The sequence below is a fragment of the Paenibacillus tundrae genome (genome assembly GCF_030812775.1).
Taxonomy (GTDB): Bacteria; Bacillota; Bacilli; order Paenibacillales; family Paenibacillaceae; genus Paenibacillus; species Paenibacillus tundrae_A.
In genome coordinates this window covers 68246-83642 of sequence record NZ_JAUSTI010000001.1, presented here as the reverse complement: position 1 = coordinate 83642, position 15397 = coordinate 68246, and the positions used below count along the sequence as shown (strand labels likewise).

Annotated in this window: 11 protein-coding genes; all 11 read right to left on the bottom strand. The window is 45.4% G+C overall.

Annotated elements, in window-relative coordinates:
• Window positions 1–969 carry a phospho-N-acetylmuramoyl-pentapeptide-transferase gene (mraY, locus tag J2T19_RS00350; protein WP_056696140.1) on the bottom strand — a complete coding sequence of 323 codons (969 nt, stop codon included), beginning with the start codon at window positions 967–969 and terminating at the stop codon, window positions 1–3.
• A gap of 22 nt (window positions 970–991) precedes the next feature.
• The gene (locus J2T19_RS00345) at window positions 992–2395 is read right to left on the bottom strand and encodes a UDP-N-acetylmuramoyl-tripeptide--D-alanyl-D-alanine ligase (RefSeq protein ID WP_307213102.1); all 1404 of its coding nucleotides are present in this window, start codon (window positions 2393–2395) and stop codon (window positions 992–994) included.
• Window positions 2395–3882, bottom strand: a complete 1488-nt coding sequence (locus J2T19_RS00340) for a UDP-N-acetylmuramoyl-L-alanyl-D-glutamate--2,6-diaminopimelate ligase (protein ID WP_307211746.1) — start codon at window positions 3880–3882, stop codon at window positions 2395–2397. The genes J2T19_RS00345 and J2T19_RS00340 overlap by 1 nt, the downstream gene beginning before the upstream one ends.
• A 124-nt stretch (window positions 3883–4006) precedes the next feature.
• Window positions 4007–5971: a stage V sporulation protein D gene (locus J2T19_RS00335; protein ID WP_128102857.1), complete on the bottom strand. Its 1965-nt coding sequence runs from the start codon at window positions 5969–5971 to the stop codon at window positions 4007–4009.
• A 107-nt stretch (window positions 5972–6078) separates the two neighbouring features.
• Complete coding sequence (locus J2T19_RS00330) at window positions 6079–8409, bottom strand: penicillin-binding transpeptidase domain-containing protein (RefSeq protein WP_307211737.1); 2331 nt, start codon at window positions 8407–8409, stop codon at window positions 6079–6081.
• 16 nt (window positions 8410–8425) lie between these two features.
• Complete coding sequence (locus J2T19_RS00325) at window positions 8426–8833, bottom strand: hypothetical protein (protein ID WP_307211734.1); 408 nt, start codon at window positions 8831–8833, stop codon at window positions 8426–8428.
• 28 nt (window positions 8834–8861) lie between these two features.
• On the bottom strand, window positions 8862–9812 hold the full coding sequence (rsmH, locus tag J2T19_RS00320; RefSeq protein ID WP_145045623.1) for a 16S rRNA (cytosine(1402)-N(4))-methyltransferase RsmH: 951 nt from the start codon (window positions 9810–9812) through the stop codon (window positions 8862–8864).
• A gap of 18 nt (window positions 9813–9830) precedes the next feature.
• On the bottom strand, window positions 9831–10268 hold the full coding sequence (mraZ, locus tag J2T19_RS00315; protein ID WP_307213100.1) for a division/cell wall cluster transcriptional repressor MraZ: 438 nt from the start codon (window positions 10266–10268) through the stop codon (window positions 9831–9833).
• A gap of 270 nt (window positions 10269–10538) precedes the next feature.
• Window positions 10539–11804: an adenosylhomocysteinase gene (locus J2T19_RS00310; protein ID WP_307211726.1), complete on the bottom strand. Its 1266-nt coding sequence runs from the start codon at window positions 11802–11804 to the stop codon at window positions 10539–10541.
• A gap of 43 nt (window positions 11805–11847) precedes the next feature.
• Entirely contained in the window at window positions 11848–13479 is a 1632-nt protein-coding gene (gene bshC, locus J2T19_RS00305; RefSeq protein WP_307211723.1) for a bacillithiol biosynthesis cysteine-adding enzyme BshC, read from the bottom strand.
• Window positions 13480–13627: 148 nt separating this feature from the next.
• On the bottom strand, window positions 13628–15397 hold the full coding sequence (locus J2T19_RS00300; RefSeq protein ID WP_307211720.1) for an ABC transporter ATP-binding protein: 1770 nt from the start codon (window positions 15395–15397) through the stop codon (window positions 13628–13630).

Below are 15397 nucleotides of genomic sequence, written 5' to 3'. Positions count from 1 at the left end.
CTACAACCCCTTGTTGAGATAAAGTCCAAGAGCGGCCAGAATTGCGCCTACCGCCCAAAAGGTAATAACAACTCTCCATTCAGACCATCCACTTAATTCAAAGTGGTGATGAATGGGACTCATTTTGAACACACGTTTGCCTCGTGTCTTGAAAGATATCACCTGAATAACTACAGATAGAATCTCAATCACAAACACACCGCCGATAATGACAAAGAGTAGTTCTGTCTTGGTTACAATAGCTACTGCACCAATGGCACCACCGATTCCAAGAGAACCGGTATCTCCCATAAATACTTTAGCAGGATGTGCGTTGTATACAAGAAAACCAAGTACAGCACCAATCATCGCAGCCGCACATACCGCAGCAGGCATTGAAGTGGCTTGCATCGCAACAATGGCGAATGCTCCGAAAGCTATGGCGCTAATTCCGGATAATAATCCGTCTAGTCCATCGGTAAAGTTAACCGCATTAGTGATCGCAAGCATCATGAAGACCACAAACGGATAATAGAACCATCCGGTCCAGTCGAAGGAAACCGATGTGCCTGGGATGGAGATCGCTGTGCTGTGTCCATTTTGAATTAACAAGTAACACATCACTGCACTGAAGAACAACTGACCGAGCATTTTTTGTCTAGCTGTCAGTCCAAGCGAACGTTTAAATACGATTTTGATGTAATCATCTAAGAATCCAATCAGACCAAAGCCCAGTGTAGCTACAAGCAGGACATAAAAGTCTGTATTCTTAACTGCCGAAAATTTCAAAAATGCCAATGTGAACGCGAGCAAAATCACGACTCCGCCCATTGTAGGTGTTCCGCTTTTTTTGAGATGGCTCTGTGGGCCATCTTCCCTTACCTGCTGCCCGAATTTCATACGACGCAGCAATGGAATCAGGAGCGGTGCGGCAATCACTGCCAGAATAAATGAAACGCCGATTGTTAACAGTAATACCTGGAAATCCATGGGTTCACCCCTCTAGTCTACTTCATTTCTGTAATGGTGCTATTTTCAGTGCTTCGACCACGTCCTCAAGTTTCATCCCCCGGGAAGCTTTGAACAAGACAACATCTCTTGGCTGGAGTTTCTCCAAAAGGTAACGGGTCAGTTCCTCTTTATTATCAAAGGCTAGAACGGCTTCCGCCGGCATATGCTGCTTCGCCCCTTCAGCGATACTTGCAGCAAGCGAGCCATATGTCAGTACCATATCCATCTTATCTGGAGTCACATATGCACCAATGCCATAGTGGAGTTCTTTCTCTTGAGGTCCTAGTTCAAGCATATCTCCTAGTACAGCGACTTTGAAACGATATCCTCGTAAACCTTCAAGAACGTCCACCGCTGCTTTCATCGAGGTTGGACTAGCGTTATAGGCATCGTTAAGTATCGTGAGTCCACTGGAGGACTGGAGGACTTCAATACGCATACCTGTGAGCTTTAATCGAGATAACCCCTCAGCAATCTGCTCCGATTTCACTTCGAAGTGACGCGCGACAGCAAGAGCTGCCAGACAATTCACCACATTATGAGTACCTAACAGTGGAAGCGTATAGGCTGCTTCTCCCGATTGTTTACTCGTAAACACAACGCCACTCGGAGCATTCATGATGCCTGTTGGATAATCATCGTTATCGGTCTGAAGTCCAAACGTAACTCGCTGCATGTTATTTGGCTGTATCGTTGATCGTTCAGCCAGCACTTGAGCGATTAACGGCTCGTCTCCGTTGTAGATCAACACACCGCTAGGCTTCATACCTGCCGCAATTTCAACTTTGGCTCTAGCAATCTCCAAACGAGACCCCAACTGAAGAAGATGAGATTCTCCGATATTCGTAATGATTGCCACATCAGGCTGGGCGATCTTGGATAACAACTCAATTTCTCCCCGTCCACTCATGCCCATTTCCAAAATAATAATTTCGGTGTCCTCGTTCATGGATAGAACGGTTAGTGGCAAACCGATATGATTATTAAAGTTACCTTGCGTTTTGTGTACTTTGTACGTCGTAGACAGAACAGCATCCACAATATCTTTTGTTGTGGTTTTACCATTACTGCCGGTAATGCCTACAACAGATGCACGACTCTCGTTCAGGTAAGCTGAAGCAAGCGCCTGTAATGCGAGCAGCGTGTCTTCAACAAGGATGATCGCTCCTTGAGGAGCAGTCCCATGATCCTTTTGCCATAGCGCAGCTGCAGCTCCTGTCTCTAAACAGGTTGGCACAAATTCGTGCCCGTCAAACCTCTCACCCACAAGCGGAATAAACAAGCTACCGACCGCTCGCTTACGTGAGTCTGTATATACGCCTTCTACAAGCGTCTCACCATATGCGGCAGCGTCACACAACGTTCCTCCGCACATCTCCGCCAATTGTGCCAATGTTCGTTTTATCAATTGGATTTGCCCCTTATCGCTTCTTTGGCTACGATTCGATCATCAAAATCGGTTTTGGTTGTGCCGATAATCTGATAGGTTTCATGTCCCTTGCCCGCAATCAATACTACATCGGCTGGGCTTGCCATTTCAATAGCTTCATGAATAGCCTGACGTCGATCAACAATCATAACATAGCGATCCGCAGGAACGGATTCCTCAATCAGCCCTTGCTCAATGTCTTTAAGAATCAGGTCAGGATCTTCTGTCCGTGGATTATCAGAAGTGACAAAAACAATGTCGCTATATTTAGCAGCAATTTTACCCATCAAAGGCCGTTTCGTACGATCCCGGTCGCCCCCACAGCCAAATACGCAGATTACACGTCCTTCAGCAAATTCTTTGACGGTTCTTAACACATTCTCCAGTCCATCCGGTGTATGTGCGTAGTCGACAATGACTGCAAACGATTGCCCCTCATCAACTGCCTCTACACGTCCATCCACCCCTGGCACAGTCTCCAGGCTACGTTTGATTTCTTCAAGAGGAATGCCCTCAATGAGTGCTGCAGCAATTGCAGCCATGGCATTATACACATTGAATTTACCAACCATACGTAGCGAAATGTCCGTGCTGCCTGCAAATGTATCCACGTGGAATGCTGTACCCTGAGAAGTAATCGAAATTTGGGATGCACGAACGTCTGCATTGTCACCCATACCATATGTAATCACTTCAGCCGCCGTAACAGAGATGAAATAAGCCGCTGCCGGATCATCCGCGTTAATGACCGCGAATTTCCGTTTGGAAGCTTCTTCGGCATAACCATTGCCTAGGCGGGCAAAGAACAACCCTTTCGCTGCGCGATATTCTTCCATGGAATGATGGTAATCTAGATGATCCTGTGTCAAATTGGTAAACACCGCTGTGCGGAATTCCGTTCCTTTTACGCGACCCTGTTCAAGAGCATGAGAAGAAACCTCCATGACGCAGCACTGCGTACCCGATTGTACCATATCATTCAAACTCCGCTGCAAATCAAGTGCTTCAGGTGTTGTGCCTGACATTGGATAAGTACGACCGTCATAACGCATTTGGATCGTACCGATCAAACCTGTATTTTGCCCATAGTCGCTCATGATTTTTTCGATCAAGTACGTGGTCGTTGTTTTACCATTCGTTCCTGTTACTCCAATCATATTCATCTTTTGACTTGGCGAGTCAAAAAAGAAATCAGCAAGCACAGCCATCGCTACTCGGCTATCTCTCACAAGAAGCTGTGGCACAGGTAGATCGAGTAGACGCTCCACAACTAGAGCTACAGCTCCTGCCTGTACAGCTTTCTCTGCATATTCATGCCCATCCACGGTATGTCCCGGAAGACAGATAAACAGATCTCCCGGTTGCACCTGACGAGAATCTGTCTGCAAGTTTAAGCACTCTGTATTGGGTTCACCATTCAGACGAGCAGTTATAAGTTTTGATGCAAGTTGTTTTAAGAGCACATGGATAACCTCACTTCTCAAAGTTTACTACTTCTGTATATGTCTTTATTATACTATCGTCATTATAACCAATTAATGAAACGCATCTCGATCCATTTTGTTGCGGTCAGGCCTTGATTAAGACTCAAGGCTCCTGACCTTCTTCTGCTGAATGATTATGGGCATCGTTGAGGACATCGCCCATATAAATTCGTATTGTTGACCCTTGATCAACACGTGCTCCAGGCTTGGGTGCTTGATTAATTACATATTTCCCGCTGCCGGACTTCGCGAGCATGAAGTTCATGTTCAGATCCTCGTACAAGTCTTCAACCGTCGCGCCTGTTAAATCAGGTACGGTTACGATTTTAGTTTCACCATATTTATATTCTTTGGCAACTTGATCCTTACGCACAGGAACCTTCATATAGTGAAGTGCATCCTCCAAAATATTTTGTACAATCGGAGCTGCTACCACACCACCAAATTGAATTCCCTTAGGATTATCCACAGCGGTATACACGACAATCTGAGGATCATCTGCTGGGGCGAAGCCAATGAATGATACAATATGTTCACTGGAAGAATAACGCCCATTAATAACCTTTTGCGCTGTTCCTGTTTTACCACCTACACGATAGCCATCAATAAAAGCTGGTCGGCCGGTACCTTTTGCCACAACACTCTCTAACGCTTCACGCACTTGTTTGGACGTATCCTCCGAAATGACTTGCCTTACTAGCTCTGGCTTAGCTTCCTCCATCACTTCACCTGTCTCGGGATGAACCCAGGCCTTGGTAACATAAGGCTTGTAGAGCTTACCGCCATTAATTGCAGCAGAGACTGCTGCAACTTGCTGGATCGGGGTCACCGATACACCTTGACCAAATGCAGTGGTTGCCAGTTCTACAGGGCCTACTCGTGAGAGCTTGAATAGAATACCACTCGCTTCACCACTAAGATCGATGCCCGTTTTGGTGCCAAATCCAAAGTTTTTAATATACGAGAAGAGTGATTCCTTCCCTAACTTTTGACCCAAAGCTACGAACCCAGGGTTACAAGAGTTCTCGACAACCTGTAAGAAAGTCTGGCTCCCATGCCCGCCCTTCTTCCAACAGCGTAACCTTGCACCGCCAACCTCTACATAGCCGGGATCAAAAAACTGATCCTGCTGCAGATTCACTTTCTTTTCTTCCAGTGCTGCTGCTAATGTGATGATCTTAAACGTTGAACCTGGCTCATATGTCATCCAGATTGGCAGATTGCGGTTATAAATCTCCGCAGGATACTGTTGATAGTCAGCAGGCTCATATCCCGGTCTACTTGCCATTCCCAGCACTTCACCCGTTTTGGGATTCATGGCAATGGCAAGCGCAGAGTTTGCTTGAAACTTGACCATCGCCTGATCTAACTCGCGCTCCATGATTGACTGAATGGATTTATCAATCGTCAGCTCCAGATTCAGCCCGTCCCTCGGTTCCACATACTTCTCAGATGAGCCCGGCATTAGCCTTCCGGCCGCATCGGACAAGTAGGACACGCTGCCGTTCAAGCCATTGAGCTTATCATCATACTTTTTCTCTACCCCAGTTAAACCTTGATTGTCGATCCCAGTAAACCCAAGAATATGAGCAGCCAAGTCACCATAAGGATAGAAGCGTTTATTGTCTTCTGCAACAACGATACCCGGAAGCTTCAAATCACGGATGCGTTGAGCTTTATCCATCGTAATTTTGCGGCCGCCGGGCTGTAGTCTGACAATAAGTTCTCTTTTCTTGATGGTTGCCAGCACTTTCTCTTCCGTCATGCCAAGCAGTGGAGCGAGTGCTTTTGCGGTGACCTCTGCTTCCTTCACCTGGGCAGGAATAGCCATGATGGTTGGACTCGTCACATTATAAGCAAGCGAGGTTCCATTCCGGTCCAGAATCTCTCCCCGTTTTGCCGAATACGGAATGTTCCGACGCCACGATTCCTCTGCCTTAGCCGACAGTTCCGGCCCCTTTCCCAGTTGCACATAAGCCAGTCGTATCACCAGAGCCGAGAACAATAAGATTAGAACAACTAAACTCCATAACAGCCTGCGCCGTAAATTTACACTTGATCCCTTCACGAAAAAGATCCCCCCACTCGTCCCAAAATCATGAGCTTCCTTACATTCATGAATATTCGGGACAACCAGGGGTTAGAACAAGCTGTATTTTATAATGCCATTTCGAGTTATGGAAGTGAACTGTCCGTCTGATTACCTTCAGATGATTCGTTCCCACTTGAAGATGCAGCATTCTGATCGGCCTGATCCGCCTCTTCTCCCTGCCCAGTAGCATCTGAATTTGAACCTTCGGCATTCTTATCGACTGCCGCATCCGAAGAATCGGGAGCATCATCTCCAACACCCGTGACTGCCGCTTTGGCCGTTTGAAGTACCAACTGAACTGTACGCTGTTCACCTGACACTTGCTCCGTCTGTTTCACCACAAAGCCTTCTCCCTTAACGGTTACACCTACTTTAATTAAAGAGAGAACTTCAAGGGCATCTCGGAGAGAGGAACCCTTCAGATCTGGGATCTTCATCTTACTGCTTTCTTCCGTCAGCAGGTAGATGCGTTGTCCAGGGTTCATTAAAGATCCAGCCGTTGGATACTGTCGAATTACATTCTCGCCTTGGCCTAATGTTTCATAGGCAATACCAGCATTCAACAATTGGCTTCTAGCTTGCTTCGCTGTTTTGCCAATCAGATCAGGAGCCTTGGATTGGATGACAGGAGCAGCTTTAGTTTTACTGTTCCCCGTTGAAACTGTTTCTTTGGCAATTCCCCAATATTGAAGGGTTTGGCTAACAATTTTCTTGAATACCGGAGCGGCAGCAGTTCCGCCTCCAATGTTAGCACCGCTTGGTTGGTCAATAAGAACCAACATCGCGATTTTGGGATTGTTCACAGGAGCAAATCCAATGAAGGAAACGACATCCTTGGATTTGCTATATTCCTTGCCATCCCATTTTCTCGCTGTACCTGTTTTACCAGCTACTCGATATCCTTCAATATAGGCATTTTTCCCTGTACCAATTGTTTGGTCAGCCACAACCTGTTCTAAATAACCACTCACAAGTTTGGAAGACTCTTTAGAAATAACCTGACGAACTTCCTTCGGCTTAATAACCTCTGTCGTTCCATCATTCGGATTAATGATCTCTTTAACCAGATGAGGTGTCAGTAGTTTTCCGCCGTTGGCAATCGCTGAAATAGCCGCCACCTGTTGAATCGGTGTAACTTGTACGAGACCATGACCATAAGCAGCCGTTGCAATCTCTGACTTATACACCAGTGGTTTAATTGGTGAAGCCGACTCACTTGGAAGATCAATCCCGGTCTTCTTACCGAAGCCAAACTGGTCAATGTAGTGACGTAACCGATCACCGCCCAGCATGTTATAACCGAGGTTAACAAACGCAATGTTACTTGAGCGTTTTACACCCTCCAAATATGAAATCCAGCCATAAGCATGACCATTATCACTGATCGGATAACCGCCAATATACACCCGTTTCGATTCAAAGGTCGCATTCGGATCGAATAACTTTTCTTCAACTGCGCCTGCTAAAGTAACAATCTTGAACGTGGAACCTGGCTCATAGATGGATTGGGTCGCATGGTTGATAAAGTTCTTCTGATCCGGTGTTTCACCATACGTATTCGGGTTAAAGGTTGGCCAGTTCGCCATACCTAGGATTTCCATCGTATTAGGATCTGCTGCAATGACAGTCATACTCAGCGGATTGTATTTAGCCACAGCTTCTTTCATGGCATCTTCAATATAATATTGAATCGTATCATCAATCGTAAGTTTCAACGTTTTACCATTCTTCGGTGGCAGATACGTGTCCTCAGAGCCCGGAAGTTTAATGCCTTTGGCATCCTTTTGGTAATTCAAATGCCCGTCAGTCCCTGTCAATACATCATCATAAGACACTTCGAGCCCATTGACCGCTTTTCCGTCACGATTCATATAACCTAGTACATGTGAAGCAAGTGTTTCCTCTGGATAATAGCGCTTCGATTCCTGTGTCATTACAATAGCATTTCGCGCCTTATACTTTTCTTGCAATTCTTCCCGAAACTCATTCACTTTCGCTTGGAGGTCAGGTCCAATCTTGTACCCCTCACTGCGCACTTCACGTTGGGCATAGAATCCGCCATTATCTGGTTTTTTCGCTGTGACGATCGCACGCATTTCACTTTCATTTTTACCTAGTATAGAAGAGAGTCTAGTTGTAACTTCATCCTCAATACCTAGCTCATTGATTAGCAGAGGGTTTACAGATACGGTGTATGCAGGAGCATCCGTGGCAAGTATATTTCCGTTTCGATCTGTTATTGAACCTCGACTAGCTTTAATCGTCTGTTGACGTTCAATCAATCCGGAAGCTTCTTCTGTCCAGAAGTCTTTGTTCACAATTTGAATGAAGAAGATTCGAATCACCAGTACAAGAAAAAAGAGGGTAATACATCCCCCTATAAGTAGCGTGCGCATTTTTATTCTTTTTACCATCGGTACACCTCTTTACTTACTTTGCTGTATCCGAAGAAGATCCTGCGTTGGTTGAACGTGGTACATAAATAACGTTTTTGTCCGTCGCTTCAACGTAACCCAGTTCACGTGCATGTTCGATGACCAAATTGTTTAATTTCTCACGTTCCACTTGTAAATCAGCAATCGTTTTTTCAGCTGCTCTAACTTCGGATAACGTTGATTGTGCTTGTTTGTTCAGATCATAGATCTGAGCATAACGTGACATCATTACGCCGCCTACTACGATTACTGCCACCAAAGTGAGTAAGTATAGAAATTTTTCACGTGCGGGAAGTCCGGTACGACGCGTGACTACTTTCGTAGTTTCCTTGTACCGTTGCTGGGTCACACGCTGTTGAGACGCTTTTTCTTTTACAGCCAGATTACCACGTGTATATGCCATGCATAGGCTCCTCCTTCACTCTTTAAGTTTACAATTTCTCTGCTACGCGCAGTTTGGCTGAGCGTGCACGGGAATTTTCAGCTAATTCTGATTCCGTCGGAATCATAGGCTTCCTGTTGACTAAACGCAACGTTCCCTTACCGCCACACACGCATAAAGGGAAATCGGGAGGGCATGTACACTTCTCCAGATAACTGCTGAAAATCTGTTTGCATATCCGATCTTCAAGCGAGTGAAAGGTTATGACAGATACACGTCCACCTGGTGCCAGGCATCGAACGGCCTGATGCAAGCCTTCCTCGAATGCACCTAACTCATCGTTAACTGCAATTCGTAGAGCCTGAAAACTTCTCTTAGCAGGGTGTCCACCGGTACGACGAGCCGCCGCAGGGATCCCTTCCTTGATTAACTCGACAAGCTCACCTGTCGTTTCAATAGGTGACTGACTTCGCTTATCTACAATGACACGTGCGATTCTTCTTGAGAACTTCTCTTCACCATAACGATATAGGATCTGAGCAATTTCATTCTCTGGCCACTCATTTACGATCTCTTTGGCAGTCAAAAATGCATCCTGATCCATTCTCATATCGAGTGGAGCATCATGATTGTAACTGAATCCACGTTCTCCTTCATCAAACTGCGGTGAGGATACACCTAAATCGTACAAAATACCATCGACCTGTGGTACACCATCCTTCTGTGGAATGTCCAGTTCCTTAAGAACTTGTTCCAAATCACGGAAGTTGGTTTTGACCAATGTTATACGGTCTCCATAAGCAGCTAACTTCTCACGTGCATTATCCAAAGCCCAATCATCCTGATCCAATGCGATCAGACGTCCCCCTGGACCAAGCTTGGAAGCAATTACGGAACTATGTCCGCCACCGCCTAAAGTGCAGTCCACGTATATACCGTCCTGCTTGATGTTTAATCCCTCTGTTGCCTCTTCTTTGAGTACGGTTATGTGGTGAAACAACCTGCACCCCTCCTGACTTTATAAATCAAAATTAAAATCGACTAGCTTTTCGGCAATGTCGTTGAATACTTCTTCTGATTGATTAAAATAATTCTCCCAGATGTCTTTGCTCCAGACCTCTACCCGGTTCGATACACCAAGTACAACACAATCTTTGTCTAGTTTGGCATATTCCCTTAGATTGCCCGGCAAATTTACCCTACCCTGTTTGTCCAAATCACATTCAGTCGCACCAGAGAAAAAAAATCGAGTAAATGCACGCGCATCTGACTTCATTAAAGGTAGTGCTTTGAGTTTCTGTTCCATGATCCCCCACTCTTCCATAGGGTACACGAAAAGACATTGATCCAACCCCCGTGTGACAACGAAAGAAGGCCCTAGAGATTCGCGGAATTTGGCAGGGATAATAACCCGCCCTTTATCATCAATGCTATGTTGGAACTCCCCCATAAACATTGGCCCACTCACTCCTCACCCGTTTCTCCCACTTTGCCCCACTTTCCACCACCTAAGCATAATAGATTCGCACTAAAAAATCAAAACCCTTCTTACTTGCTTGATTTTTTTTCATTTCAGCAAGCAAAAAACGCCTCTGACCCCGTAACTCAGGATCAAAGACGTTTCCTTCTACGGGCAAATGAATATACCCGATTATGAGCCATATCATCAATACACTATTGTAGACCGTTTGAATCAGTTATTCAGCTTGTAATTACTGGGAATCGTTTAGAATTTCCAGCTGTCCAGGTATTTTTCTTGCTCCGTGGAGAGTGAATCAATCGTAATATCAAGGCTTTCAAGCTTATAGCTAGCCACTTGTTGATCGATTTCATACGGGACATTAACTACGTTTTTGCCAAGACTTACATAGTTTTCACTCACATAGCGCAAACCGAGTGCTTGAAGTGCAAATGTTGTATCCATGATCTCAGCCGGATGGCCATCAGCCGCTCCCAAGTTCACAAGACGACCTTCAGCTAACAAGTACATCTTACGTCCATCTTTGAAGCGATATTCTTCAATGTTACGACGAACTGTGCGAATAGACTCGGAACGTTTAGCAAGCTCAGGCTTATTCACTTCGACATCAAAGTGACCTGCATTACTTAGGATTGCACCATCTTTCATTACATCATAATGCTCACCAGTAATTACATCTTTGTTTCCTGTAACTGCGATGAAGAAATCACCAATCTTAGCTGCTTCCACCATCGTCATCACGCGGAATCCATCCATGTGTGCTTCTACTGCTTTGATCGGGTCGATCTCGGTTACGATAACATTCGCTCCGAGCCCTTTGGCACGCATAGCTACACCTTTTCCACACCAGCCATAACCTGCAACAACGACGTTCTTCCCTGCAACGACCAGGTTGGTCGTACGGATAATTCCATCAAATGCAGACTGACCCGTGCCATAGCGGTTATCGAACAAGTATTTGCAATAAGCGTCATTAACTGCAACCATCGGGAATTGCAATTGGCCTTCTTTCGCCAATGCTTTCAAACGGATAATTCCTGTTGTCGTTTCCTCTGCACCACCACGAATCGTTGCAGCAAGGTCAGGACGTTCTGAGGCAATAATCGTAGCAAAGTCGCCACCATCATCAATGATGAGATCAGGCTTCACTTCAAGAGCGCGAAGTTGAAGCTGTTTGAACTCGGCAGGTTCTGGATTGTATTTTGCATATACTGTTACGCCATCTTCAACAAGCGCGGCACACACATCATCCTGCGTGGACAACGGGTTACTGTGGGTAATCGTCACTTCTGCCCCACCAGCCTGAATCACTTTAGCAAGATAAGCCGTTTTGGCTTCAAGGTGAAGGCAGATCGCAACTTTTAGTCCTTTGAATGGAAGATCCTGCTCAAATTGACGGCGAATCCGGTTTAAGACAGGCATGTGCGCCTCGACCCAATCAATTTTCAAATGTCCTTCTGGAGCAAGCCCCATATCTTTCACAATACTATTTTGCAGAGCGGGTGTTGTCATTACAGATCCTCCTTAGATTGTATTCCTTCTATTAAGAAGAACATTACAGTCTGATCACTTGATGTTGCCCACGGAATTCACGCTGATCTTGAATCAACTCTTCAATCCATTCGGTTCCGAAGCGATTCAGATAATAGAGCGCATTGTGTACGCGTTCTTGTGGTTTATTCATTGGGAACAGAGCATTTTGTATGCCATTCCAATGACTAAGCCCAACCTGATGTTTAAGTGAAATCGCTTTGTTCGTCTGGTTTTGTAGATACTGAATTTGTTCGTTGATTTTTCTTAAATTCGTATCACAGATTCGATCTAGACCGGGATGAATTGCCGTAATTTGGTCAAGCAAAGGACGATAGATATCAGCTATCGCCTGACTAGCCTGGCTGAATTGTTCTTCTACCTGAAATGTCTCTTGGCCAGCAAGCCACTGATCACGTTTTTCTTCGAGATGGTACTGCACATCTTGGAAAGAAAGCCCGTACTGATTCATATGTTTCTGATGAACATCCTCAAGGATGGTAAATGACAAACGTGGCAACAGAATGGGCATCTGAAGACCAAACTGTGTAAATGCAGTGCGTGTCAAACCCCAATAGGAGATCTCACCTTGCCCCAAAATAACAGCGACAACAGGCAGGATCGAATCCTGCATTAACGGACGGGTTAGTACGTTATTACTGAATCTCTCCGGGTGTTCTGCCAGCTCTTGTAATAATCGTTCTTCTGAGAAGGAAACCAGACCTTTCCGATCCGTGTATAGACCGTCCTTCAAAAGCAACAACAAACGTGCTCCTCCATGAATGTAAAACAAGTTGGCTCCGTCGTCTGCCACTTCTGCTGGCATGTCGTAGCCTGCTTCTTTGACTAATGAAGCTCCGTGAAGATAAGCCTCACGCAATATATCATTTTCACGAATGATCCGTTCAAAAACGGGTTGCTCTAATTGGCGAAGATCCGGCGAAGCAGCATCCATCAGGATAAGTCCACTTTTGCCAAACAACGCAGCAATCAATCGAGCAAAAGCATCACTAAGATTGTAACTTGAGTTATGGATATCAACCAGCAGTTTCATTAAGCTCGGTTTATGTACCGTGTCAGGTAACAGATGCTCTACCTGCTCAATTGAAGCCATCCACTGTTCTGTGTCAACCTTCACGTTACTGACCGAATCACGCCCCTCAAACCGACCATGCAGCTTCAGCTTCACGATATCGCCTTGGGTATCCGGTAAATAGGTGTGGTTAACCTCATCCCAGTCATGATCTTCTCCCGCAATCCAGAAGACGGGTACAACCGGGCGCTGTAATCTAGTCTCAGCTTCACGCGCAGCTGCTACTACACTGGCTGCTTTGTAAATAACGAACAAGGGTCCTGTCAACAAGCCACTTTGCTGACCCCCTGTGACTACCAGCGCATTCTCGTCAGCCAAACGATCGAGTGATCGTTGCACAGCATCATCAGGGTTTAATCGCTTATTATATATACGTAGATATTCTACCAAGTCCTGACGGTTAATACGTGTGTCTTCCGATTGGTCGAGCCATTCGGCACGTCTATCCAGTTCAGATTCCCAGTGAATGTCATACTCATAAAGGCCACGCGCAGCATCACGTGAACAGATGTAGTCTTCTGCAAGCCGTGATCCGCTGCGGAGCGCCTCTGTAACACCTTTCATGAGGTCTGCCTCCTATTCTGCTTCAAAGCCTTTCTTGATTGTACCGAATCCAATGCCTCTTCGTCAAAAGAAAGTCACAAAAACTACAAAAAAACCGCCGAACAAGTCGACGGTTTAAGATACATAAATAAGTCCAGTTACAATTGGTTTATGCGTAAGGCTCTGAAACCCAATGACCTTTGGAAACTTCAATTAATTGAGCATTTTCCAGGTTATAAGGGTCGTTTACAGGGCCACTACCTGCATTCTGGATTGGGCCAGCTTGCTCATCCGGCAACAAAATACGACGTTTGTTTGCTTCAACTTCCGGATCAGGTACCGGGATTGCTGACAGCAACGTTTTCGTATATGGATGGATCGGATTAGCGTAGAGCTCTTCACTTTCAGCAAGCTCAACCACTTTACCCATATACATAACCGCTACGCGGTCACTGATATGTTTAACCATGGACAAGTCATGCGCAATAAAGAGATACGTCAAGCCAAGACGTTGTTGGAGCTCTTCCAACAGTTTAACGACTTGTGCTTGGATTGATACATCCAATGCAGACAACGGCTCGTCACAGATGATGAATTTAGGGTCTACAGCCAAGGCACGGGCAATCCCGATCCGTTGTCTTTGACCACCAGAGAATTCATGTGGGTAACGAAGTGCATGGCTAGGATTCAAGCCTACCAGATCAAGCAGCTCTTCAACCCGTTTTTTACGCTCAGCTCGGCTGGAAGCCAAACCGTGGATATCTAGGGATTCACCGATAATATCCATAACGTTAAAACGCGGGTTCAAGGATGCATAAGGATCTTGGAAGATCATCTGCATATCTTTACGCATTTCTTTCATCTTACGCGGAGAAAGCTTGTAGATATCTGTTCCGTTAAAGTTAACACTTCCGCCAGTTGGTTCATAAAGGCGCAGAATAGTACGACCTGTTGTAGATTTACCACAACCAGATTCGCCTACAACACCAAGTGTTTCGCCTTCAAAAATATCAAAGCTAACATCATTAACCGCCTTAAGAATGTTACCTTTACCCAAATTGAAGTATTGTTTCAAGTTCTTCACTTGAACTAGCGGCTTGTTGGCACCTTTGATAATACCAGCCGGTGCAGGTTTTTCTTTCTTAGGCTCATCCAAGCGTGGTAGAGCGTTCAACAACTTGATCGTGTATGGATGTTGAGGATTGCTAAAGATTTCGGCAGTTGTTCCTGTCTCAACCACTTCGCCTTCCTTCATAACTACGACACGGTCACACATACCAGCAACTACACCAAGGTCATGGGTAATCAGCATGATCGATGTTCCGAGTTTTTGTTGCATATCCTTCATAACGTCCAGAATTTGCGCCTGAATCGTTACGTCGAGTGCTGTTGTTGGCTCATCCGCGATGAGAAGAGATGGACGGCACGCCAGCGCAATCGCGATCATCGCACGTTGACGCATACCACCAGAGAATTGGTGTGGATAATGATTCATGCGAATAGCCGCATTTTTGATTCCCACGAGCTCCAACATTTCCAGTGCACGTTTTTCTGCTTCTTTCTTGGACATATTCTGGTGCTTACGCAGAACTTCAGTGATCTGTTTACCTATTTTAATTGTAGGATTCAATGAAGTCATAGGATCTTGGAAGATCATACCGATATCTTTACCACGAATGGCTTCCATTTGTTTATCTGTTTTATTTAATAGGCTTTGCCCGTGAAAAGTAATTTCTCCACTTTTGACCTTCGAAGGCGGGGAGGGAATCAACTTCATGATCGTTTGGGCGGTAACACTCTTACCACTACCTGATTCACCAACGATTCCCAACGTCTCTCCTTTGCCAAGTTCAAAACTCACATTTTTAACGGCATCAAATTCTCCAGAACGTGTCGTAAAGGACACGCTCAAATCTTTGACAGTTAAAATCGGCTCCAT